The organism is Cyanobium sp. T1G-Tous (assembly GCF_024345455.1).
In the GTDB taxonomy this organism is placed as follows: domain Bacteria; phylum Cyanobacteriota; class Cyanobacteriia; order PCC-6307; family Cyanobiaceae; genus Cyanobium_A.
Genome location: NZ_JAGQBD010000012.1, coordinates 15704 through 37209 on the forward strand (window position 1 = coordinate 15704; position 21506 = coordinate 37209).

Annotated in this window: 23 protein-coding genes; 15 read left to right on the forward strand and 8 right to left on the reverse strand. The window is 62.6% G+C overall.

The genetic code is table 11. The features are described from left to right. The first annotated feature begins 1 nt into the window (after nucleotide 1). The 6 genes from gloA (at nucleotide 2) to rplA (ending at nucleotide 5528) form a co-directional block, all read left to right on the forward strand. Nucleotides 2-394 carry a lactoylglutathione lyase gene (gene gloA, locus KBY75_RS08385; protein ID WP_254935627.1) on the forward strand — a complete coding sequence of 131 codons (393 nt, stop codon included), beginning with the start codon at nucleotides 2-4 and terminating at the stop codon, nucleotides 392-394. 11 nt (nucleotides 395-405) lie between these two features. Next, nucleotides 406-3144, forward strand: coding sequence for an ATP-dependent Clp protease ATP-binding subunit (locus tag KBY75_RS08390; protein WP_255023579.1), 2739 nt, complete (start codon nucleotides 406-408; stop codon nucleotides 3142-3144). 47 nt (nucleotides 3145-3191) lie between these two features. Continuing rightward, the gene (gene secE, locus KBY75_RS08395; RefSeq protein WP_396096432.1) at nucleotides 3192-3452 is read left to right on the forward strand and encodes a preprotein translocase subunit SecE; all 261 of its coding nucleotides are present in this window, start codon (nucleotides 3192-3194) and stop codon (nucleotides 3450-3452) included. A 131-nt stretch (nucleotides 3453-3583) separates the two neighbouring features. After that, nucleotides 3584-4198, forward strand: a complete 615-nt coding sequence (nusG, locus tag KBY75_RS08400) for a transcription termination/antitermination protein NusG (protein WP_255023626.1) — start codon at nucleotides 3584-3586, stop codon at nucleotides 4196-4198. Between the two features lie 104 nt (nucleotides 4199-4302). Next, the gene (rplK, locus tag KBY75_RS08405; protein WP_106632872.1) at nucleotides 4303-4728 is read left to right on the forward strand and encodes a 50S ribosomal protein L11; all 426 of its coding nucleotides are present in this window, start codon (nucleotides 4303-4305) and stop codon (nucleotides 4726-4728) included. A gap of 92 nt (nucleotides 4729-4820) precedes the next feature. Continuing rightward, nucleotides 4821-5528: a 50S ribosomal protein L1 gene (gene rplA / locus KBY75_RS08410; RefSeq protein ID WP_254935476.1), complete on the forward strand. Its 708-nt coding sequence runs from the start codon at nucleotides 4821-4823 to the stop codon at nucleotides 5526-5528. Here the strand turns inward: rplA and KBY75_RS08415 are convergent. Then, nucleotides 5512-6996: an ABC transporter permease subunit gene (locus tag KBY75_RS08415; RefSeq protein WP_255023580.1), complete on the reverse strand. Its 1485-nt coding sequence runs from the start codon at nucleotides 6994-6996 to the stop codon at nucleotides 5512-5514. The genes rplA and KBY75_RS08415 overlap by 17 nt on opposite strands. A 253-nt stretch (nucleotides 6997-7249) precedes the next feature. Here KBY75_RS08415 and rplJ point away from each other — a divergent pair, with 253 nt between their 5' ends. After that, nucleotides 7250-7774: a 50S ribosomal protein L10 gene (gene rplJ, locus KBY75_RS08420; protein ID WP_255023581.1), complete on the forward strand. Its 525-nt coding sequence runs from the start codon at nucleotides 7250-7252 to the stop codon at nucleotides 7772-7774. Nucleotides 7775-7824: 50 nt separating this feature from the next. Beyond that, nucleotides 7825-8208, forward strand: a complete 384-nt coding sequence (rplL, locus tag KBY75_RS08425; RefSeq protein WP_254935479.1) for a 50S ribosomal protein L7/L12 — start codon at nucleotides 7825-7827, stop codon at nucleotides 8206-8208. 299 nt (nucleotides 8209-8507) lie between these two features. Here rplL and KBY75_RS08430 read toward each other — a convergent pair whose 3' ends face one another. Continuing rightward, nucleotides 8508-9248, reverse strand: a complete 741-nt coding sequence (locus KBY75_RS08430; RefSeq protein ID WP_255023582.1) for a DUF3747 domain-containing protein — start codon at nucleotides 9246-9248, stop codon at nucleotides 8508-8510. A gap of 56 nt (nucleotides 9249-9304) precedes the next feature. On the opposite strand from KBY75_RS08430, the gene KBY75_RS08435 reads away from it, so the two are divergent. The 6 genes from KBY75_RS08435 to KBY75_RS08460 all read left to right on the forward strand — a co-directional run bounded on the left by KBY75_RS08435 (nucleotide 9305) and on the right by KBY75_RS08460 (nucleotide 16294). Further along, nucleotides 9305-10114 (forward strand): ribonuclease H, encoded by an 810-nt coding sequence (locus KBY75_RS08435; protein WP_255023583.1) that lies wholly within the window; start codon nucleotides 9305-9307, stop codon nucleotides 10112-10114. 10 nt (nucleotides 10115-10124) lie between these two features. Next, on the forward strand, nucleotides 10125-11324 hold the full coding sequence (locus KBY75_RS08440) for a quinone-dependent dihydroorotate dehydrogenase (RefSeq protein ID WP_255023584.1): 1200 nt from the start codon (nucleotides 10125-10127) through the stop codon (nucleotides 11322-11324). Between the two features lie 103 nt (nucleotides 11325-11427). Continuing rightward, nucleotides 11428-12243 (forward strand): hypothetical protein, encoded by an 816-nt coding sequence (locus KBY75_RS08445; RefSeq protein WP_255023585.1) that lies wholly within the window; start codon nucleotides 11428-11430, stop codon nucleotides 12241-12243. Between the two features lie 11 nt (nucleotides 12244-12254). Then, complete coding sequence (locus KBY75_RS08450) at nucleotides 12255-12956, forward strand: PilN domain-containing protein (RefSeq protein WP_255023586.1); 702 nt, start codon at nucleotides 12255-12257, stop codon at nucleotides 12954-12956. Further along, entirely contained in the window at nucleotides 12956-13690 is a 735-nt protein-coding gene (locus tag KBY75_RS08455) for a hypothetical protein (protein ID WP_255023587.1), read from the forward strand. Before KBY75_RS08450 ends, KBY75_RS08455 begins: the two co-directional genes overlap by 1 nt. 117 nt (nucleotides 13691-13807) lie before the next feature. Next, a complete protein-coding gene (locus tag KBY75_RS08460; RefSeq protein ID WP_255023627.1) occupies nucleotides 13808-16294 on the forward strand; it encodes a type II secretion system protein GspD in 2487 nt (828 codons plus the stop codon). A gap of 94 nt (nucleotides 16295-16388) precedes the next feature. On the opposite strand, the gene KBY75_RS08465 is transcribed toward KBY75_RS08460, so the two are convergent. After that, nucleotides 16389-16592 (reverse strand): hypothetical protein, encoded by a 204-nt coding sequence (locus tag KBY75_RS08465; RefSeq protein WP_255023588.1) that lies wholly within the window; start codon nucleotides 16590-16592, stop codon nucleotides 16389-16391. Nucleotides 16593-16862: 270 nt separating this feature from the next. Between KBY75_RS08465 and KBY75_RS08470 the strand changes: the two genes are divergently transcribed. After that, nucleotides 16863-17105, forward strand: coding sequence for a RodZ domain-containing protein (locus KBY75_RS08470; RefSeq protein ID WP_254935487.1), 243 nt, complete (start codon nucleotides 16863-16865; stop codon nucleotides 17103-17105). A gap of 9 nt (nucleotides 17106-17114) precedes the next feature. On the opposite strand, the gene KBY75_RS08475 is transcribed toward KBY75_RS08470, so the two are convergent. From KBY75_RS08475 to KBY75_RS08495, 5 genes are read right to left on the reverse strand one after another with little or no spacing between them, the layout of a single operon-like run. Then, on the reverse strand, nucleotides 17115-17927 hold the full coding sequence (locus KBY75_RS08475) for a pentapeptide repeat-containing protein (RefSeq protein WP_255023589.1): 813 nt from the start codon (nucleotides 17925-17927) through the stop codon (nucleotides 17115-17117). A 26-nt stretch (nucleotides 17928-17953) separates the two neighbouring features. Beyond that, complete coding sequence (locus KBY75_RS08480; protein ID WP_255023590.1) at nucleotides 17954-19774, reverse strand: DUF3488 and transglutaminase-like domain-containing protein; 1821 nt, start codon at nucleotides 19772-19774, stop codon at nucleotides 17954-17956. Then, complete coding sequence (locus tag KBY75_RS08485) at nucleotides 19771-20163, reverse strand: hypothetical protein (protein WP_255023591.1); 393 nt, start codon at nucleotides 20161-20163, stop codon at nucleotides 19771-19773. The genes KBY75_RS08480 and KBY75_RS08485 overlap by 4 nt, the downstream gene beginning before the upstream one ends. 45 nt (nucleotides 20164-20208) lie before the next feature. Next, nucleotides 20209-20709 (reverse strand): hypothetical protein, encoded by a 501-nt coding sequence (locus tag KBY75_RS08490; RefSeq protein WP_255023592.1) that lies wholly within the window; start codon nucleotides 20707-20709, stop codon nucleotides 20209-20211. Continuing rightward, on the reverse strand, nucleotides 20696-21460 hold the full coding sequence (locus tag KBY75_RS08495; protein ID WP_255023593.1) for a MoxR family ATPase: 765 nt from the start codon (nucleotides 21458-21460) through the stop codon (nucleotides 20696-20698). The genes KBY75_RS08490 and KBY75_RS08495 overlap by 14 nt, the downstream gene beginning before the upstream one ends. Nucleotides 21461-21506: the final 46 nt, after the last annotated feature.

Sequence of the window (21506 nt, forward strand, 5' to 3'; positions counted from 1 at the left end):
GATGCGCATGCTGCACACCATGCTCCGGGTTGGCGATCTGGAGCGCTCCCTCACCTTTTATACGGAAGTGTTGGGGATGCGGATGCTGCGCCGCAAGGACTATCCCTCAGGCCGTTTCACCCTCGCCTTTGTGGGTTACGGCGAGGAGCGGGATACCACCGTGCTGGAGCTAACTCACAACTGGGACACCAGTCACTACGACCTTGGTGCGGGCTATGGCCACATCGCCCTAGGAGTGGAGGACATCCAGTCGGTTTGCGATGCAATCCGCTCTAAGGGCGGCAAGGTGGTGCGCGAACCCGGCCCGATGAAGCACGGCAACACGGTGATCGCCTTTGTGGAAGATCCTGATGGTTACAAGGTGGAACTAATCCAGCTCTCCTCCCGCGGCTGACCGCTAAGCCCATGCCCCCAAGCCTCACCAGCGAACCAGATCGCTTCAGCGAAGACGCCTGGGAGTTGCTTTTGGCCTCCCAGGACACGGCTCGCCGCTGGCGCCATGGCGCCATGGATGTGGAGCATCTGCTGCAGACCCTGCTGCTGGAGAGACGCTTCGGGCGCTGGCTGGATCCCCTGCCGCTTGAGCCAGATCGCCTGCTCGATCAGCTCGAGAGTTTCTGCGTCGACCAGCCCGGCAGCGCCGGTGGTGAGTTGTACATCGGCGATGCCCTCGAGGATCTGCTCGAGGATGGGGACCGCTGCCGGGCCGCCTGGGGCGACCCTCTTTTAGACGTATCCCACCTACTGGTGGCATTGGTGCGAGATCCCCGGATCGGGGCGCCATTGCTGGTGGCTGAGGGGCTTAGCGAAGACTTGCTGCAACGCCAGTTTCGGCCTGGCTCCCCTGCCAGCCCAGCCCCACCGGCTCCTGCTCCCCCGCAGGCGCAAGCTCCCCCCCCAGACGCCTGGATCGACGCGGGCCCGTCTTCGCTGGCGCCGGTCGCTGCCGCCCCACTTGCAGCCCCACTGGCCGCCGCCCCACTGGAGCAGGAGCCGCCCGAGCCCAGTGCCTTGGAGCGCTACGGCCGCGACCTCACCGCAGCGGCCAGGGCCGGCGAACTCGACCCGGTGATCGGCCGCGACCTGGAGATGCGCCGCCTGATTCAGGTGCTCTCACGCCGCAGCAAGAACAACCCGGTGCTGATCGGTGAGCCCGGCGTCGGCAAAACCGCCGTGGCCGAGTTGCTGGCCCAGCGGATCGTGGCCGGCGAGGTGCCCGACTCGCTGCAGGGTCTGCGGCTGGTGGCCCTGGATTTGGGCGCCTTGATCGCTGGGGCCAAGTTTCGCGGCCAGTTTGAGGAGCGCCTGCGGGCCGTGCTCAAGGAGGTGCACGACGCCGATGCCGTTCCTGGAGCCGCCGGGGTGGTGCTGTTTATCGACGAGCTGCACACGGTGGTGAGCGGCGATCGCTCCAATGCCGACGCCGGCAGCGTGCTCAAGCCAGCCCTGGCCCAGGGCTACCTGCGCTGCATAGGCGCCACTACCGCCGAGGACTACCGCCGCAGCATCGAGAAGGATCCCGGCCTGGATCGCCGCTTCCAGCAGGTGCTGATCAAGGAGCCATGCCTCGACACCTGTGTGGAAATTCTGCGAGGTCTAAAGGAGCGCTACGAGTTGCACCACGGCGTGGCTATCACCGACCAGGCTCTGGTGGCAGCAACCCGCCTGGCTGACCGCTACATCACCGATCGCTGCCTGCCCGATTCGGCCATTGATCTGGTGGATGAGGCGGCCGCCCAGTTGCGCATGGAGGTCACCTCCAAGCCCCAGCTGGTGGAAGCTGCCGAAGCCGAGCTGCGCCGAGTGGAGTTGGCCCTGCTCTCGGCTGAGGCGGCGCCGCTGGAGGAGCGGCTGCAGTTGCAGGAGCAGCGCCGCCGCGCCACCGAGGCCCTGCAGGCGTTGCAGCAGCGTTGGCAGGCGGAGCGGGAGCGGCTGGCGGAGCTGCGCGAGCTGTTGCAGCAAGACGAAGACCTGCGCCACGCCATCACCGAGGCCGAGCGGGAGGGTGACTATGAGGAAGCAGCCCGGTTGCAGCACGACCAGCTCAATGGCTTGCAGCAGCGCCGCGAAACCCTTGAGGCCGAACTGAAGGGGGAGACGATCCTGCGTGAACAGGTGGAGGAGGGCGACATCGCCGATGTGGTGGCCCGCTGGACCGGCATTCCGGTGCAGCGCCTGCTGGCGGGGGAGCGCCAGAAATTGCTGGAGCTGGAGCAACTCCTGGGCGAGCGGGTGGTTGGCCAGCTAGAGGCTGTGGCGGCGGTGGCCGCGGCGATTCGCCGCGCTCGGGCCGGGATGCAGTCGCCAACGCGGCCGGTGGGTTCGTTTTTATTTCTGGGCCCCACCGGCGTGGGCAAAACCGAGCTGGCTAAGGCTCTGGCGGCGGCGCTTTTCGACGAGGACGACGCCCTGGTGCGCCTCGACATGAGCGAATTCATGGAGCGCAACGCCGTGGCCCGGCTGGTGGGGGCACCCCCTGGCTATGTGGGCTACGAGGAGGGCGGTCAGCTCACCGAGGCGGTGCGGCGCCGGCCCTACGCGGTGCTGTTGCTTGATGAGGTGGAGAAGGCCCACCCGGAGGTGTTCAATTTGCTGCTGCAGGTGCTCGACGACGGCCGCCTCACCGATTCCCAAGGCCGCACCGTGGACTTCCGCCACACGGTGGTGATCATGACCAGCAACCTGGCCAGCCGCGCCATCCTCGACAGTGCAAAGGCGGCACGGGAGGCGGGCGTGGAGCCTGACCAGCAGGCCTGGCGCGATCAGCAGACCTGGCTCGACCAGCAAATAGACCAGGCATTAGCCAGCCAGTTTCGGCCGGAATTCCTTAACCGCATTGACGAGGTGATCCGCTTTCGCCCCCTTGGCCCGGCCGACCTGCAGCGCATCGTGCGCCTGCAACTGGCCGAGCTGGCCCGGCTGCTGGCTGAGCAGCACCTGGAGCTGGAGGTGCCGGAGCCGGTGGTGCAGGCCCTGGCTGAGCAGGGTTACGAGCCAGAATACGGCGCCCGGCCCCTGCGGCGGGTGCTGCGGCGCCAGCTGGAAAACCCCCTTGCCACCGAGCTGCTGGCGGAGCGCTTCAGTGGCGCTCGGGGCGTGCGCGTTGAGCCGGGCAATCCCTTGACGTTTGTGCCCCTCGGCTAAGGTGTTCGTTTGCCGGTACGCGCGGACGCCCCCGTGCGCGAGCGCCAGTGGATCAAACCCCCCCAACTCCCGACTCCAAAGAGGCAGAACCCAGCCCCGATGCGTCCATCTCGCCTGCCGCAGCCTCGGCGGTGCCTGAAGGCTTTGCTGCCGCCACCCTGGCGGAACTCCGCAAAGTCGTTTGGCCCAGCCGTCAGCAGCTGTTTAGCGAATCGGTGGCCGTGATCTTGATGGTGAGTCTCTCGGCGGCAGCGATCGCCGCCATTGATCGTTTTTATGGCTGGGGGGCCAATCAGGTGTTCCGTTGAGCCGATCCGTAGTCGAGCCCCCGTCCGTTGATCCCGTTTCTTTCCTGAGCCCCGTGTCTGAGTCCCTGACCGACAGCCAAAACGAAGCCACCGAGCTTGCGGCCGAAGAGCTCGAGCTTGGGGCCCAAGAGCTGGCGCCCGTGGCTGAGGTGCTGGAAGCACCGGCGCCGGTTGAGAAGATGCAGGTAGCCCGCTGGTACGCCGTGCAGGTGGCCTCCAGCTGCGAGAAGAAGGTGAAGGCAACGCTCGAGCAGCGCGCCGTCACCTTGGGCGTCGACAACCGGATCCTCGAGATCGAGATCCCCCAGACCCCGGGGATGAAGCTGAAGAAGGATGGCTCGCGCCAGAGCACGGAGGAAAAGGTGTTCCCTGGCTATGTGCTGGTGCGAATGGTGCTCGACGAAGACACCATGATGGCGGTGCGCAGCACCCCCAACGTGATCAATTTCGTTGGGGCAGAGGAGCGGCGCGCAACGGCCAAGGCCCGCGGTCACATCAAGCCCAGGCCGCTCAGCCGCACGGAAGTGGATCGCATCTTTAAGCGAGCCGCAGAAAAGAAGGCAGTCGTCAAGGTGGATCTCGCCGAAGGCGATCAGATCCTGGTTACGGCTGGTCCTTTCAAGGATTTCCAGGGTGAGGTGATCGAGGTTTCCGGCGAGCGCAACAAGCTCAAGGCCCTGCTCTCAATCTTTGGCCGGGAAACCCCGGTGGAGCTCGAGTTTTCCCAGATCAGCAAGCAGAGCTAGGTTTCGGCCCCGCTCAGCGGCCGTCTCCCTGCGGAGGGCGGCCGTTTCAGTTCACATCCCCGGCGATGGGGGTGATCCGCAGATTCGCCCCGTAGCCTTAGACGATGGCCAAGAAAGTCGTTGCCGTTATCAAGCTGGCCCTCCAAGCCGGCAAAGCCAACCCCGCGCCGCCGGTGGGCCCTGCCCTCGGTCAGCACGGCGTCAACATCATGGCGTTCTGCAAGGAGTACAACGCTCGGACGCAGGAGAAGGCCGGATATGTGATCCCGGTTGAAATTTCGGTCTTTGAAGACCGCAGCTTCACCTTCATCACCAAGACCCCTCCCGCTTCCGTGCTGATCTCCAAAGCAGCCGGTATCGAAAAGGGTGCCGCCACCTCTGCCAAGGGTTCGGTGGGTGCCATTAGCCGCGCCCAGCTCGAGGAGATCGCCAAAACCAAGCTGCCCGACCTCAACTGCACCAGCGTTGAATCGGCCATGCGCATCATCGAAGGCACCGCCCGCAACATGGGCGTCGCCGTTAACGATTAATTCCACCCCTTATTCGGGGGAGATCCAGGCAGCCTTGATCAGTTCATCTGCTCAACAGCCACGCCCTGAATCGCCCGTACCCCATCCCCACCATGCCGAAAATCTCCAAGCGCTTCTTAGCGCTCAGCGCCAAGGTCGAAGACCGCAGCTACAGCCCCCTCGAGGCCATTGAGCTGGTTCAGACCAACGCCAACGCCAAGTTTGACGAAACCCTGGAGGCCCACGTGCGCCTCGGGATCGACCCCAAGTACACCGACCAGCAGCTGCGCACCACCGTGGCCCTGCCCCACGGCACCGGCCAGGCCATCCGCATTGCCGTGATCGCCCGCGGTGAAGCCGTGGCCGCCGCCAAGGCTGCCGGCGCCGACCTCGCTGGTGACGACGATCTGGTGGATCAGATCGCCAAAGGCGAGATGAACTTCGACCTGCTGATCGCCACCCCGGACATGATGCCCAAGGTGGCCAAGCTTGGCCGGGTGCTCGGTCCCCGCGGCCTGATGCCCAACCCCAAGGCAGGCACCGTCACCACCGATCTGGCTGGCGCCATCAACGAGTTCAAGGCCGGCAAACTTGAGTTTCGCGCCGACCGCAGTGGCATCGTGCACGTGCGCTTTGGCAAGGCCAGCTTCACTGCCGCCAACTTGCTCGAGAACCTCAAGGCCCTGCAGGAGACCATCGATCGCAACAAGCCCAGCGGTGCCAAAGGCCGCTATTGGAGGAGCCTCTATGTGACCTCCACCATGGGCCCTTCGGTGGAAGTCGACTTCTCGGCCCTGCAGGACCTCAAGCAGGAAGGCTGAGTCGCCGCTCCAGCTGCTTGAACAGCAGCGAGGCCGTGGTGGTCATCACTAGATACACCAAGGCCACCGCTAGGTAAACCTCAAACGCCCGGTAGCTGGTGGCCACCACCAGCTGCCCTTGGCGGAAAAGTTCGTCGAAGCCGATCACCGCCGCCAGGCTGGTGTCCTTAATCAGCGTGATGAACTCATTGGCTAAGGAGGGCAGCACCCGCTGCAGGGCCTGGGGCAGGATTATCAGCTGCAGCGCCGTTAGGGGCTTGAGCCCCAGGGCCCTTGAGGCCTCCCATTGGCCGCGGTCAATCGAAATAATTCCTGCTCGTAGGGTTTCGGCTAGGTAGGCAGCGCCGTTTAGCCCTAGGGCGAGCACGGCTGCGGCGAAGCGATCTAGTTGCAGCTCTACTCCCAGTTGGCGAGCTAGGGCAGGCACGCCGAAGTAGATCACGAACAGCTGCACCAAAATTGGCGTGCCGCGAAAGAAGTCGACGTAGATGCGGCAGCAGCGCTGTATCACTGGGTTGGCACCCAGTAGCCCTGCAGCTACTAGGCCGGCGCCGATTAGGCCTAGGCAGAAGGAGCAGAGGGTCAGCGCCAGGGTCACGCCCGCACCGCGGATCAAATTGCGCAGCAACTGCACCCCGTCAAGTCCGGCGCTATCGCTGCGGCTATCGAGAGCAGGGGCTCGCTGGGGCAGAGCTGGCGGGCTCTGCCCAAACCACCGCTCATAGATACGGGCGTAGCTGCCATCGGCCAGTACCTGGCCCAGCCCCTTGTTTACTGCTTCGCGCAGGCCAGAGCCCTTGGGGAAGGCGATGCCGTAGAAGTCGCTGGTGAGGGGTTTGCCGGCGATCTCGATGCCATCGAGGCCAGCGGTTTCGATCGCATACAAGGTGGCAGGCAGGTCATTTACGTAGGCCTCCACGTGGCCGTTGAGGAGCTCCTGCAGGGCAAGGGGACCTGAATCAAAGGTGCTGAGCTTGGCTCCGGGCACCGCCGCCATGGCCTTTGCGCCGGTGGAACCGATCTGAACGGCGATCGTGCGTCCTTCTAGATCCTTGAGGTTGGCGATGCCCCGGGTGCCTCGCCGCACAACTATGCCCAAGCCAGCGGCAAAATAAGGGCGCGAAAAGTCGACGGTTTCGGCCCGCTCGGCGGTGATCGTCATGGCGCTGATCGCCAGGTCCAGGTTGCCCGCTTGCAGGGCAGGTATCAGGCCATCGAAGGGCAGAGCTGTGAGCTTGAGCCGCTGGCCAGTGCGCTTGGCGATCGCTTCGATCAGCTCGATATCGAAGCCCCGCAGCTCGCCGCTGGCCCCATCAGTCATGCCGAAGGGGGCATAGGTGGGATCGGTGCCTACGGTCCAGGCGGGGGTCGCTCGGGCTGGAATCGCCAGGCTTACCACCAAGGCCATCACCAAGGCCATCACCATGCTGAGCAGCAGCATGGTGCCGCGGCGGCGAGAGGCAGGCATGGCTGAGCTCAGGTATGGGCAGTGTGTAGTGTGGACCTCTGGCTTTGTCCAGAAGGGCACGCGCCCTACCCCAGACAGCAGGTGGATTTCGGTCCATAAGCCCTGCCGAGGTGATCGCGACAGGTTTGGCACCAGGAAGGATTCGTCCGGAAGGGTTGTGGAGCGTGCAGCGGCCTCGAGTTGACCTTCCCCTTGGGAAAGTCAACGTCCCGGGCCGCGTTCCCGGCTTGTTCCCCTGATCCGTTCCTTTCCTATGGGCCGCACGCTGGAGAGCAAGCAACAGATCGTCGATGAGCTCAAGGGGCTCCTCGGCGAGGCCGAAATGGCGCTTGTCCTTGATTTCAAGGGCTTGTCCATCAAGGAGATGTCTGATCTGCGGATTCGTCTGCAGGCCAGCAAGGGGGTGTGCAAGGTGACCAAAAACACCTTGATGCGCCGCGCCATTGATGGAAATACCGCCTGGTCGAATCTCGATTCCCTACTCACCGGCACCAACGCCTTCGTCCTTGTTAAGGGCGATGTAGGCGGTGCGGTGAAGGCCGTGCAGTCCTTCCAGAAGGACACGAAGAAGTCTGAGGTGAAGGGTGGCCTTTTCGAAGGCAAACTCCTCTCCCAAAACGACATCAAGGCCATCGGGGATCTGCCCACCAAGGAGGTGCTCATGGCCCAGATCGCAGGTGCGATCAATGCCGTGGCTACCAAGCTGGCCGTGGGTATCAACGAGGTTCCGTCCGGTCTTGCCCGGGCGCTCAAACAGCACGCCGAAGGCGACAGCTGAGCTCCCCCGATCCGACTGTTCACAAACAGATCTGTTGCTGATTCTCAACCATGTCCGCTACAACCGACCAAATTCTCGAGTCACTGAAGACTCTTTCCCTGCTTGAAGCTTCCGAGCTCGTCAAGCAGATCGAAGAGGCTTTTGGTGTATCCGCCGCCGCTTCCGCGGGCGTCATGATGGCCGCAGCTCCCGCTGCTGCTGCTGAAGCCGCCGAGGAGCAGACCGAATTCGACGTCATGCTCGACAGCTTTGACGCCGCTGCCAAGATCAAGGTTCTCAAGGCCGTCCGCGAAGTCACCGGCCTCGGCCTGGGCGAAGCCAAGGCTCTGGTGGAAAGCGCTCCCTGCGCCATCAAGGAAGGCATCGCCAAAGGCGAAGCCGAATCCATCAAAAAAGCTGTCGAAGAAGTCGGCGGCAAGGTTTCGATCAAGTGATCGATTGGGCCCTTTGAGGCCCTATCACCTTCCTACCAACGTCTTTCGTTGCCATCAGACCGGCCCCTCCAGGGCCGGTTTTTTGATGCAGTAACTAATAAAAAGGAGGGACCAACAAAACGATGTGACCAATAAAAAAGCCCCGCCAAAGGCAGGGCTCTGAGTTGGAACGATTCTGGGAGTCTGTCCTCGTTTCGACCCCGGAAGAGCGTTCCCACTCCTCACACCCCAGAAACTTAATGGCAGGCTTTGGGATCGGCTAGCTGGACTGGGACTCTCCGGCAACTGGCACCCGGGCATCAATCGCGGAAGGGAATTACTGGCAAGCGAATCGGGCCCTGGCCCATGCCCTGGGCCAGCAGGCTCGGGGGGGCAACAGGCGGCCGCAGGCCGAGCTGGGCGCCAGGCCTGGCTGGGGGTTGGGAGCTGCCGCTGGCTGCGGCTAGTAGCTGGGGCAGGGGTGCGGCGTTGGCGAAGTACAGGTGATTGAGGGTCTGCTCGCCAAAGGTGCGGCGTTGCAGGTCCCAGCCTGATTCGAGTTTCAGGGCTACAAACCCGTCTCGATCCCGCAGGGGCACCTGGGCGCGGGCAACGACCAGGGTGGTGGGATCGCTGGGGGTGCTGGCCTGCAGTTGCAGTTCGTTGCCGCTTTGGCGCAGCTGCAGCCGGTAGCGACTGGCCAGATCCTGATCGCCGATGCGCAGGGAGTAGCCGTTGCTGTCGAGATAGCGGCTGCAGATGCCGGTGAAGTTGAAGCGGTTGAGGGCCGGGTCGATCAGGCCGTCGGGGCGCTCCTGCCAGCAGCGGGGTTGGGGTTGGATCTGCTCAAGCACCAGCAGGTTCCAGTCGCTGCGCCCCAGGGGCCGCGCCAGCACGGCGAAGCTGCTGGCATCGAGCGGCTTGCTGTTGAACAGGTTGGCGGCCTCTGCCCAGGGGGTGAGGGCGGCCAGGGCCGCACCTGCCAGCAGGGCGCTTCGCCAGGGACGGTAGGTTCGGCGCTCTGCCTGGCTCCTGGTCAGGCCCGGTTTGGATGGGTCCATGGCGGGGCGCAGCAAGGGGCAGATGGGTTCTCTAGCGAATTTTCGGGGGTTGTCCAGTGGCGGCTAAGCCGGTGAAAGTGGTGGCTGCGGCCTGTGATGGTGCTTGCAGTGGCAATCCGGGCCCAGGCGGCTGGGGGGCCTTGCTGCGCTTCGAGGATGGCTCGGTGCATGAGATGGGCGGCGCCGATCGGGCCACCACCAACAACCGCATGGAGCTCACTGCAGCCCTGGCCTTGCTGGAGGCCATCAAGGAGCTGCCCCGTCCGGACCAGCTCAGCATTCGCACCGACAGCCGCTACCTGATCGATGGTTTCAGCAAGTGGATCCAGGGCTGGAAGCGCAAGGGCTGGCGCACGGCCTCCGGCGGTGCGGTGCTCAATCGGGATCTATGGGAGCAGCTGGACCAGGCCCGGCTTGAAGGGGTGTCCTTAGTGCATGTCAAGGGTCACAGCGGTGATCCAGACAACGACCGCTGTGATGCCATCGCCGTGGCCTTTTCCAAGGGTCAGATGCCGGCCATGGCGGCTGGCGAGGTGATCGCCACCGCCCGGATCGAAGCCGATGTTCCTGCCGACGTCCCTGCTGATGGTCCCAGCACTAAAAACGCCACCCCTGGCCCAGCGATTGCCGACCCGGCGCCCGCTGGCCTGCAGCAGCTGCTGAGCCGCCTTGAGCTGGCCGATCGCTTCGCTGGCCAGGGCTACGGCCTCAGCTTGGTGGAGCTGGCCCAGCTGGTGGAGCAGCCCTTGCAGCAACTGGAGCGCCGCAGTGGCCCCTGGCGCTGGCGCGACTGGCAGGTGTTGCCCCTGGCGGGAGGACGCTGGCGTTTGCAACGGGACGAGGGAGGATTGGACGCGCGGGAGTAGGCGGCGGCTGATGGTGGATTCAGGCTCATCGAGCAGGGCTGGCACTAGCACGGTTCGCACCAGCACAGACGCCTTGTATGGGCGGCTGGTGGGTCCGCTGCTGGGCCGCGATGACGGCGCTGACGCCGAGCAGCTCAGCCAGCTCACCCTCACCGCCCTGGCTCAGGCCTCTTTGCGGCGCCAGTGGCCCTTGGTGAGTGGTGCTCTGGCAGGTCTGGCCGCTGAGCTGCAGCGCCCCGATCCCCGGCTGGAGCAAACCCTGTTTGGCTGCCGCTTCTCTAACCCGGTGGGCCTGGCGGCCGGATTTGACAAAAACGGTGTAGCAGCAGGGATCTGGCATTTGTTTGGGTTTGGCTTTGCCGAGCTGGGCACGGTCACCTGGCACGGCCAGCCGGGCAATCCCAAGCCGCGGCTGTTTCGTTTGGCTGCCGAGCGGGCGGCGCTCAACCGCATGGGCTTCAACAACGGCGGCGCCCAGGTGTTGCGCCGCACCCTGGAGCGCCAGCAGCTGCCGGCACCGGGCCAGCGCCCGGCGGTGCTGGGCATCAACCTGGGCAAATCCAAGATCACCTCCCTGGAGCTGGCCCCCGACGACTACGCCTCCTCCCTGGAGCTACTCGCCCCCCTAGCCGACTACGCCGTGATCAATGTGAGCTCGCCCAACACGCCGGGCCTGCGGGAGCTGCAGGAGGAAACCCTGTTGCGGCGCCTGGTGGAGCGGCTGCGGCGCTTGCCGGCCTGCCCGCCGCTGCTGGTGAAGATCGCGCCGGATCTAGAAGACGACGCCATTGATGCCATCGCCCGCATGGCCTACGAGGAGGGGCTGGCCGGCGTAATCGCCGTGAACACCAGCCTGCATCGCCTTGGCCTGGAGCAGCGGCGCCTGGTGCAGTCGGGTCGCACCCTGGACGAGGAGGCCGGCGGTCTCAGCGGAGTGCCCCTACGGGGCAGGGCCCTGGAAGTGCTGCGGCGGCTGCGGGCTACGGCGGGTCCAGCCTTGCCCCTGATTGGCGTAGGCGGGATCGATTCGGCCGAGAGCGCCTGGGAGCGGATCACCGCGGGGGCCTCGCTGGTGCAGCTTTATACCGGCTGGATCTACGGCGGGCCGGCGCTGGTGCCGCAGATTTTGGAAGGTTTGGCGTCCCAGCTGGATCGCCATGGCCTGAGCCATATCAGCGCAGCTGTGGGCACGGGTCTGGCCTGGCGCTGAAAGTTCGGTAAGTTGCTATAGAGAAAGCACATGCACCTTGGTACTGGCGGGACTACAAAACACCTGGCGCCCCCTCCGTGCCCAGCTCTTTCCCAAGCTGGTGATGGTGGATTTGTCCGAGCATTTGGTGCTTGGCCAGTCCGTTCAGCGGGGCCAGCCAGTTGAGCCAGCCTGGTCGGCGCCGATACCGGCGCGCACCTGCCGTAATGGGGTGCCCCAGCTCGTGGATGCCGTGGGCGATTTCATCGGTGATCTGCTGCTCGAGCACGGTGGGATTGATTCCCAGCTCGTGGTGTCCCTGCCCCGCCAGGCGGCCCATTGGCGGGTGGTCGAATGGGCTAGCGCGCAGCAACCCGTGGATTCAATCGATGAGCTACGCGATCTGAACCCGGATCTGCGGCTGCCGTTTGCGTTGGATGACGCTTACGTCGATGTGCAGCCCCTACCTGGAAATACTTCCAGCTCCCTGGTGGTGGCCGCAGATCGCTCGGTGGTGGAGGCCTGGGTGGAGGTGTTTGCGATAGCTGGCGGCACCCTGCAACATCTGCTGCCGGCTCAGGTGTGCTTGATGGGAGCGCTCAGCGATGAGCTAGAAGCCACTCCAGCTTCCACCCTGCTAGCCCTGTTGCAGCAGCTCGACCAGCAGACCGTCCTAACCATCTGGCGCCAGGGCGTTCCTGAATTTGAGCGGCTACTGCCTGGGACTATGCCGGAGTTGTTACCGGCCCTGCAGCAGAGCCTGGATTTTTATTGCAGCCACCATGCACCCAAAGCATCCGTGAGGCTTCTGCTCGCCGAATCAATGCCGGATCTGGAAGGATTGCAACAGGCCCTAGGCCTGGAGGCCGAGCTGCTCGAGCGTGACGGCTTTGGATCCCTTGAGCTGCAAGGACTTGCCGGCCTGGAGTTGGCCCAATGAGCTCCACATCGATGGCCTCCCAGTTTGATCTGCTGCGTGAAAAACGCCAGGAGCTGAATCTGCCCGAGCCAGCTGAGGCCTCCATCCAGGGGCGCCGCTGGCTTGTCCAGGGTGTGGTGATCGGTGCGGCACTGGTTGGCGTCTCCCTTGGCGTGGCGGTATTGGTGTTTTTGAGAGCCTTGATGGTGAGCTCGGCTATCGAAGGCCTAGGCACCGTGGAAGCGGAGGTGCAGTTGTTTGAAACCCAGCTGAACGCCAGTAGAACCAAGCTCAATGGGGTGACAAAGGCCAATCAGGATTTGGTTAAGGGCTTGCTGTCAGTGCGATCCGGTTCAGCAGTGCTGCGCGATCTGCAAATGAGGGTGCCTGAGGGAATCCAGCTCACTAGTGCTGCTGAAGAAGGCACTGGCTATCGGCTTAAGGGGCTATCGCGTGATCCCCAGGCTTTTGCCCGTATCAACGCGCTGCAGCTGCAGCTGAAGCTTTCGCCTTTGCTTGATCCAAATTCAATCACCATGGTGAAGGCTTCCCGCGAAGCGGGTGCAGCCAATACACCCCAAGCCCAAGCAGTAGTGGCACCGGTCAGTTTTGAGATCCAGGTGAACTTCCGCCCACCGATTAGTCCGCTAGCGGAAAAACAGATCCTCACTCAGCTGGGCTCTGAAGGTTTGGTGCGGCGCCTAGACCTGCTTCAAAAGGACGGCCTGCTCTGATGACTAATCTTCAAGATGTTGCTAATCCCAATGCCACCAAGTTGCAGCAGCGTTTGCTGTTGGGTGTGCCGATTGGTATTGGTGCGGTAGTTACTGCTTTGATTGTTGGCTTTGGGGTAGTGCCTCAGTGGTTGCGCCTTCAAGCCGACAGTGAACGCTTGGCCCAATTGGAGGAACTCAGGAGCCGCATCCCTCTGCTGAGAGCCCAGATTGCCAAAACTGCCGAGGCTAAGAGCGCGGCAGAGCGTAAGCAGCTGCAGGTGCTGCAATTAATCGAGGGCAGTGGCGAATTTGTCACCTTCCTGGCCCAGTTGGACGCGGAAGCTGCTCGCCAAGGAGTGCAGCTTGATCTCTATGAGCCGGTGGCAGCGCCAGCACCCGTGCCGGCGGCAGAAGCGAAGAAGGGTGAAACGGCTCCGCCCCCACCGCCAGCTTCTCCCATGGAAGCTGCTGGTTTGAAGGCTCAGAAGGTGTTGCTAACTGCTCGGGGTAGTTATCCAAGCCTGCTGGCATTTATGCGAGCTACCGAAAAGCTCAGTGTGCTTGTGAGCCAGAGCAATTTGTCTTTGGCTTTGGTAGATCCAGTTAAGGCCGGAGCTCAGGCTGCGCCTCCGGCGGGTACTGCTGTTCCAGCTAGTGGCCCAGTGGCGGCGAAAACCGAGCTCAAATTGATGCTGACTTCTTATCAAACCACTGACGGCAAGATGGCTCAGCCAATTCCTAAAAAGTCCTAATTGACTCATTGGCTCCTGGCTTTTCAGATATATTTTCGCTAAGATTAGATTTAAGTAGCATTGGTCCAGTTGGCAAGCCCTCTCCGGTCTCGATTGGCATCGGCTGCCTTGGCCACAGTGCTTGCCGTAATTGCCCTGGCTGAAGCGGCGGTTCAGGCAGCCCCTCGTACTCCTGGCGCTGGCAGCAGCGTGACTGGATCGCCCAGTGCGAAAGCTGCCGAGGTGCCAGCTACCGGACCTTTGCAACTAAAGGTGCGCCGTCTCAGCGATTCGGTTGAATTGGTGATCGAAGGCGCTGGTCTGGCGCCGCAGCTGCAGCAATCCAGTGGTGCCAATGGCTGGCAGGGTTTGCTCACCACAGCCACCCCTTCGGGCCTACGGGTTGGACCCCAGCGGCTGTCTATGCCCGATCTTGGATTTCAGACCATCACCCTGGACGGATCCGGCAGTAGCTACCGAGTTGGTGTCACGCCCGTAGCGGGAGCCCCATTGGGCCGGCCTGTGGTGAGTGGGGATGGAGTCAACATGATCATCAGCTTCCCAGCCTCGGCCCAGGTGTCTCTTCCGGTAGCCCGTTTCAATGCTCGGCAGCCTGGCTATATCCCTCAGGCCACCTTTGCACCGCCGCTTCAGCCTCGGGCAGTGGCGCCCCCCCTCGGTGATATGGCCGTGGGATCGATGACACTGCGCAATCCTGGCTATTTAAATCTAAGTGGCCCCGCGGTCACCATGACCCTTAAGAATGCACCGGCCAAAGATGCCTTGATGGCTCTTGCTCAGGTGGGGGGGTATGGCTTTGCCTACGTAGCAGAAGCTGATGCAGCTAATTCCGCCCCTGGAGCTGGTGGGGTTGATGCAGGATCAACTCGAATATCTCTGGCATTCCGCGGTGAAAGTTATGGTCGTGCTTTCAATACAGCTTTGCTGGCAGCTGGTTTGCAAGGAAGGCGTGAAGGCAACATGATTCTTGCCGGTCCCAAAGCCTTATCCAAAACCTTTGGGCCTCAGTTGTCGAAGGTCTATCGCCTAAATCAGGTGGGCCCGAATGCGGCTGCTGATTACCTGGCTAATCTTGGTGCCACGGTTACCAAAACCAACACGATTACCACTTCGGTAACCCAGGGTGTCGCCCAAGGAGAAGCAGTCTCATCCGGTGCCAACTCTCAAACGACACAGTCAAGCGCAATTACTAATGTGGAAGCCTATGGAGCTTCCAGTGGCCCCTTGCTCGGCCTCAGGGCTACAACCGATACTCGCTTAGGCACGATTACCCTTGTTGGCGATCCTGTTATAGTTTCAGTCGCAGAACAGTATCTCAAGCAGCTAGATCTTCGTCAGCGGCAGGTTGCCTTGAGCGTGCGAATTCTCGATGTTAATCTCGATAACGTCTCAGAGATTGATAATTCTTTTGCCTTTGGGTGGGGTAATAATTTTATTGTTAACGATAGCGGGCAGCTTCTGGGGGCTTTTGGTCGAGATCTGCCTCCAGCTGGAAACTATTTTGACAGGCAATCTATCTCGGCAACTCAAGAACCAGGAGAGGTGGCTCCTTTTACTCGTGCCAGAAGGGGGGATACTTTTGACATTAATGAACAAATCTTTCTTGATCAGCAAAGGGTTAATCGTTTGAATAGAGAGTTGGCTCGCGAAGCTCCTGGCTTTCAGGTTGTGCCCAATAGCACTGGTGGCTTCTCTATTCAGCCTGCTCCTGGATCTCCTGTTCAAATCACGGATTCTTTACAGAGAAAAATTGAGCGTACAGTTACACGCAGCTTGGGTATTAAAGATGTGACTAAGGATGGAGGATCGGAAGTTGTTATTAGGAAGCGTCCCAACCCTGGCAATTTCTATCCTGAAAACCAGTTTTTTGATTTTGTGCGGGCTCAGATTATTTCGGGATCTACAAAGCTGCTCGCCAGCCCTACTTTAATACTCCAAGAAAATCCCTCGCTACTGAGAGAGGGGTCCGAGGCGGCATCTTCTGGTGGTTCCTCTCAAAGTGCTAGTCAAGGGATAACTAATATCGGATTAGATAGTGCTATTGGCAGGAGGCGTGCCAATGAGGGAGTTGTTCGTGTTGGTACTAATGTGGTCACTGGATATAGTACAGAGACTCCGTCGCAGGGTGGCAACGTGGTATGTACTCCGGAATTGTCCACTGCTGGGCTTGTTCTAGGCGCCAGGGTGGAGAAAATCGATGATAACGGATTTGTCACTTTTGTATTGTCACCAAGCGTTTCTGCGGTTACCGACCAGGAAAATGCTCCCCAGGGCTGCGGATCAAATCTAAACATCCTTAGTATTCGTAGTCTTGATACAGGAGCTTTGCGCGTCCGCGACGGTCAAACACTTATTATGACTGGTGTTATTTCTGAATTCGATAGAACTGAAGTTAGCAAGTGGCCCATCCTTGGTGACATGCCTCTGATTGGTCAATTCTTTAGGTCAAGTTCGGGGCGCAAGGAAAAGCGCGAACTTGTGATTATGGTGTCGCCGCGAATAGTTAATGACGATCAAGGTGGTGTATATGGTTATGGCTATCAACCAGGGACTTCTGCTGGGCGTGAATTCTTCGGGGCAATGAATGGTTCGGGCGGCAATTGATCTTGGCTAACACTATTGTTTTTGGTTTTGATGGTTAGGGCTGATGTCTTTGCAGCCACCTGACCAGTCTGATGGTGCGTCTTTAGGGCCGGCGTCAGCTGATGAGCAGGCCGTCCGGTTGGAAGTCTTGGAATCGCAAGTTGCAGAGGCTCAGGCTGAGCTTGAGGAGTATCAGCGCTTGCTGAACGAGCTTCCAGGGATTTATGAAGGCAAGTTTCGTCAGAAGTTGCGCTCTGTTGCCCAGGATATTCGCCAGCTGCTTGATGAGCGCAAGGCCCTTCAGCAGCAGGTAGGCCATGCCTTGGCAGAGACCAAGCAGCCGAAATTGTTGCCTGCCTCAGGGGCAGCGTCTGAATTTTCGGATCACCCCAAATCCCAAATTTGGACCAGGTTGCAAATCCCCCGTTTCAAGCGCTTGCCCAAGCTGCGGCTGATTGGTCTTAGTGCAGCAGCCGCGTTGGGGCTTTTTGGTGCGGCACTAGTGATTCCCAGCCTTTTCAGCAGCCGTTCACTCGCGCCTCGGGGTGGGGCCTCGACTCGCTCCCCTCAGGCACCTCCAGTGCCAAGCGTGTCTACTACGATTCAGTTGCAGGCTCGAGGTGGTGAGAGCTGGGTATTAGTGGAAGATCTCAAGGGGCGCCAAGTCTTTGATGCAATACTGCAGCCAGGAGCGCCAAAGCGGTTACCGCTGGCTCAGGGGTTGCGGCTGCGCTCCGGTCGCGCCGATCTGCTTTTCGTTGCTGTTGGAGATGCGGCGCCTAAGCCCCTCGGCGACGTTGGCGATCTCGATTGGGTGGAGATTCGCCCCTGAAGCTCAGATTCAGAATCCCACTCCCATGCCCATGCCTGCTGCCTTGATTGCCAGTGGCGCCAGTGCTCCGAAGGTTGAGATCAGGCCATTCAGCACCTGGCTGCCGAAGCCATTTCCGCTTCCCTGCTGATCGCCTTGGCCCATCTGCTTTACGGCTGCCCGCAGCTGTTGGGCCTGGCTGGTGTCACCGCCCTGTTCATACAGGTTGGCGGCGTAGTTGAAGTCCTTGGCCGCCATTTCAACCTGTCCCTGTTGCCCCCTCGTGATCCCTCGGGCTACCCAGGTGATTGCAGCGGCTGGTTCGCGCCGAATGGCGGCATTGAAATAACCCTCCGCTTCGCTATGGCGTCCCTGCATCGAAGCCTCCACCCCGGCGTTATGGAGTTCCACAAAGCTCAGCTGCTCTTGATTCACTCCCTTTGCCTGTTGCCAGTGGCTTCGCGACAGGGCTCCTGGATCTAGCAGGGCTCCACTCAGATCGGCCTGGCGTAAATCGGTGCCACTTATTCGTGCTCCGCGCAGATCGGCGCCCCGCAGCGAGGCACCCGTAAGGCTGGTGAAACTAAGGTCTGCGCCGTTAAGGCGCGCCCCATCTAGCTTTGCTTGGCCAAGATTGGCTCGCTGCAACTGGGCGCCCCTAAGGTCCGCATCACGCAGGTTGGCGTGAACTAGATCTGAATCCTGCAGCTTGCAATTACGGCAGCTACGGCTATCCAGCAGCTTGATCAAGTCTTCTCCCGAGGCATGGGCCGCAGGGCTGGTTAGGCAAGCCGTCAGGCAAGCAACTGCCAGAAGTTGATATCTCAGCTTTGAACCGTTCATCACAACTACCCCCAAGCCTTGCTGCCTTATAGCGCCTTCAGCCGGCGCTTCCCAAGCTCTTTGCGCAACTTGTGCCACCGAGCCTCGGCCTGGCGGCGTTGCGGCCCAGTGAGTGGGGCAAAGAGCAATTGGTTGTAGCTGGCTACCAGTTCCGTTAGGAGTTCAGAGTGGCCGTAGTGCGCCTCGCGGGCTCTCAGGGCGAGGGATTCGAGAGTTTCGCCCGGTTGCAGCTGCAGGCCTTGTTGCTCCAGTAGCTGCAGCACCCGGTTGAGTTGTCGCCTTCGCCCTTGTGGCTTGCCTGGCTGTTGCAGCCACTGCAGCCAGGCCAGCGCCAGAGCCAGCAAGCCAGCCACCGCCCCAAGCACAACGGCGCCCAGCCACTGGCGTTGGTCGCCAAATAGCCGTTGCAGCAATGCTTCCTGGCCGGCCTGATCGAAGCCCAGCCACCAGCGGCTCCAGGCCAGGTCCAGGCCCCACCACTGCCACTGCAGCCATTGCAGCCAGGAGCTAATTGGGTTGGTGCTGTCGCCTGCTTCGCTGCCTTCAGCGCGGCTAGCTGGCGCCGTTGTCCAAGCGCTTGGGTCAATGCGTTGCCAACCCTGGCCCGCCAGCCACACCTCGCTCCAGGCGTGGGCATTGCTGTGGCGCAGGTCGAGGTAGGGCGCTCCGCTGAGTGGCCGCACCCAGGTGCCGCCCAGATAGCCGCTCACCACCCGAGCCGGCACCCCCGCGGCGCGCATCAGGGCCGTGAAGGCGCTGGCGTAGTGGCCGCAGAAGCCTTCGCGCCTTTCAAATAGAAATACATCGAGCCCCCTCTGGGCCGGCAGGGCACCACGGCTGCGGCTGTAGCGGAAATCCTGCTGCGTAAACCACTGCTTGGCAGCGGCTAGCCGTTGTTCGGTCGTGGCCAGATCTCGCCAGCTGGCCCCAAGCGCCTCCAGCTGGGGATTGCTGCCGGCGGGTAGCTCCAGATCCGCCGGGCTCGGCTGCCGTTGCTGCCACGGCTGGGGGCTGCCCGTGTCCCTCACCAAATAGGCCTGGCGCTCCCGACTGGCTTGGAGGGGCTGGAGTTCGCCGCTGCGATTCACCCGCAATTGGTTGGGGTTGGCCCGGCCGCTGCCATCCCAGGGCAAGGCGTTCACCGGGCTGGGTTCCACCAGCCACACCTGGCTGCTGGTGTTGCTCTCTGGGTTGCTATCGGCGGCGGTTGGCTCGGTTCGGCGGTTGCTTGGCAGCTCGCGCTGCTTCCAGCGCTGCCCGTCGAACTGCTCGTGCACGATCACGCGCCAATAGCGCTCAGCCGGCTCGGGCAGCTGGCCGCTGCTGAAGCTCACCCGCGCTGCCGGGCCCGTGTTGTCGGCGAGGTTCGAGATGCTGCCTGGGTCGAGTTCGCTGTTCAAGCCGGTTACGGCGCTGGCGCCAGCACCCCGCAGGTTTGGCGTTTGCCAAATCGGCTCGATTCGCGGCACCAGTAGAAACAGCACCAGGGCCACCGGCAGGGCCGCCAGCAACACCGCCAGGCTGCGGCGCAATACCGCGCGCCAGCTCAGCCCGCTCCCTACCTCCAGGGCCAGCAGCCCCGCCAGACCCAGGGCTGTGGCCAGCAGTTGCAGCAGGCTGGGCAGCAGCTCCCCTTGCTGGGCACCTTGCACACCGCCGCCAATCAAAGTGAGCAAGCTCACCAGTCGCCGCTCCGGCAGGCTGCGGGCCTCGGCCAGCTTCAGGCCAGCCAGCGGTAGCAGCCCCGCCGAAAGCCAGCTGAGAGCTGAGCTGTAATCCAGCCCCGCCAAACCCGCCGCCAGGGCCCCAAGACCCAGGATCTGCAGCCAGCGGGCGCTACCACTCATGACGCTGCGCCAGGTGCAAGGGCCAGGGCCAGTAGGCAGCGGTCCCGGTGTTCGGGGCCCGTGCTTGGGGCCAGTTGCATGCCGCCCAATGCCAGGCCGTAGGCCTCGCCCGCCTTGCTGCGGCGCCAGATTTCGGCGCTGAGGTGCTCCAGGGCCCGCTCCGGAGGCAGGCCCGGCGCTGCCGTCAGCAGCCCCACCGCAGGGGTGGCATCGGCGAAGGTTTTGGTTTGCCGGCCCCGGCCCTGGGCTAGGGATTTCCAGGCCAGTCGGGCTAGGCCGTCCTGGGGGCGGTGGGGGCGCAGGTCGTCCCAGTCGTCGCTGCCTGGGGCGAGCTGGCTAGCGCTAGTGGCGGCGGTGTCGCTGCTGGCGGGCCAGGGGGTTTCGGCCACCGGCCCCGGCCGCCGGGCTGGATAGATGGGCTGGGGCCGTGGCGGTTACCACAGCGTCCAGCACACAAAAAGTCCGAGGGGAGCGGTGGTTTGCAGCCGCAGTCGCCCCGGGGTTTGCAACCCCCGCCGCCCCGCGCGCCAAGGCACCGAGAGCACCGATTCGCCAGCTGCCAGCGGCTGGGGTGTTGCCGCGCTGCCGGCCAGCCCCAGCTGGATCGCATCGCGCTGGCAGCGGCTGCGGCAGAGCAGCGGATAGGTGACCATTTCGCCGGCGAAGCCACCGCTGGGGGCCAGGGCTTCAAGTTCGAGGCCTTGCAGGTTGAACTGGGTGAGGTGCAGGGCCAGCAGCCACAGCCCCAGCATCAAAAAGCTCAGCAGCAGAGGGCCATTGCGCTGGCTCTGGATCGCCACGAGCAGCAGCAGGCCACCTCCCGCCAGCCAGAGCAAGCCAAAGCGGGTCGGCAGGATGTAGAGGCTGCGCAGCCCCAGCCTTAGCCGCTCGCCTCGGTGCGGTTTGATCAGTTGCTCGGCCCTAGCGAAGACCATCCACCCCCGCCAGCAGCGTCGCCGCATCGCCGACCAACCTGTGTTCAGCCACAGCTGGCAGCACCGCCTGCACGTCGGCGGGGGTGACGTGGTCCCGCCCCTCCAGCAGCGACCAGGCCCGGGCGGCGGCTCGCCGCTGCAGCTCTAGTAGGCCGGCGCCATCTAGCAGGGGCTCCAGGCTGGCTGGCGGCAGCGCCTGGCGGCTGAGCAGATCACGCTCGGCCCGTCGATCCGGATAACCGAGGCTCAGCCTCATCAAGAAGCGATCCAGCTGGGATTCCGGCAGGGGTGCGGTGCCCACCTGGTCGAGACCGTTCTGGGTGGCGATCACCAGGAAGGGCTCGGGCAGCGGGTGACTCACCCCATCGACGCTCACCCGACCAGCCGCCATCGCTTCCAGCAGGGCGCTCTGGGTGCGGGGGCTGGCGCGGTTGATCTCATCGGCCAGCAGCACCTGGCTGAATAGGGGGCCGGGCTGTAAGTGGAAGCTGGCGCTGCTGGCATCAAAGACGTTGATGCCCGTGAGATCGGCTGGCAGGAGGTCGCTGGTGAAGCTCACCCGCTTGAAGTCCAGGCCGAAGGCGCGGGCGAGGGCCTCGACCAGGGTGGTTTTGCCCATGCCGGGCAGGTCTTCGATCAGCAGATGGCCGCGGGCCAGCAGGCAGGCCAGCGCCAGCCGCACCGCCTGGTCCTTGCCCAGCAACACCTGGCCAATGGCGCTGATCAGCGGTTGCAGCCTGGGGCTGGACACGGGGCTGGTGCGAAGAACACGATTGTGACGGCTGACCTCGACCGAG

Coding starts and splice junctions, on each gene's coding strand:
- gloA (WP_254935627.1), top strand. CDS start 2: ATGCGCATGCTGCACACCATGCTCCGGGTTGGCGATCTGGAGCGCTCC.
- KBY75_RS08390 (WP_255023579.1), top strand. CDS start 406: ATGCCCCCAAGCCTCACCAGCGAACCAGATCGCTTCAGCGAAGACGCC.
- rplK (WP_106632872.1), top strand. CDS start 4,303: ATGGCCAAGAAAGTCGTTGCCGTTATCAAGCTGGCCCTCCAAGCCGGC.
- rplA (WP_254935476.1), top strand. CDS start 4,821: ATGCCGAAAATCTCCAAGCGCTTCTTAGCGCTCAGCGCCAAGGTCGAA.
- KBY75_RS08415 (WP_255023580.1), bottom strand. CDS start 6,996: ATGCCTGCCTCTCGCCGCCGCGGCACCATGCTGCTGCTCAGCATGGTG.
- rplJ (WP_255023581.1), top strand. CDS start 7,250: ATGGGCCGCACGCTGGAGAGCAAGCAACAGATCGTCGATGAGCTCAAG.
- rplL (WP_254935479.1), top strand. CDS start 7,825: ATGTCCGCTACAACCGACCAAATTCTCGAGTCACTGAAGACTCTTTCC.
- KBY75_RS08430 (WP_255023582.1), bottom strand. CDS start 9,248: ATGGACCCATCCAAACCGGGCCTGACCAGGAGCCAGGCAGAGCGCCGA.
- KBY75_RS08440 (WP_255023584.1), top strand. CDS start 10,125: ATGGTGGATTCAGGCTCATCGAGCAGGGCTGGCACTAGCACGGTTCGC.
- KBY75_RS08445 (WP_255023585.1), top strand. CDS start 11,428: ATGGTGGATTTGTCCGAGCATTTGGTGCTTGGCCAGTCCGTTCAGCGG.
- KBY75_RS08450 (WP_255023586.1), top strand. CDS start 12,255: ATGGCCTCCCAGTTTGATCTGCTGCGTGAAAAACGCCAGGAGCTGAAT.
- KBY75_RS08455 (WP_255023587.1), top strand. CDS start 12,956: ATGACTAATCTTCAAGATGTTGCTAATCCCAATGCCACCAAGTTGCAG.
- KBY75_RS08465 (WP_255023588.1), bottom strand. CDS start 16,592: ATGGCCTACCTGCTGCTGAAGGGCCTTGCGCTCATCAAGCAGCTGGCG.
- KBY75_RS08475 (WP_255023589.1), bottom strand. CDS start 17,927: ATGAACGGTTCAAAGCTGAGATATCAACTTCTGGCAGTTGCTTGCCTG.
- KBY75_RS08480 (WP_255023590.1), bottom strand. CDS start 19,774: ATGAGTGGTAGCGCCCGCTGGCTGCAGATCCTGGGTCTTGGGGCCCTG.
- KBY75_RS08490 (WP_255023592.1), bottom strand. CDS start 20,709: ATGGTCTTCGCTAGGGCCGAGCAACTGATCAAACCGCACCGAGGCGAG.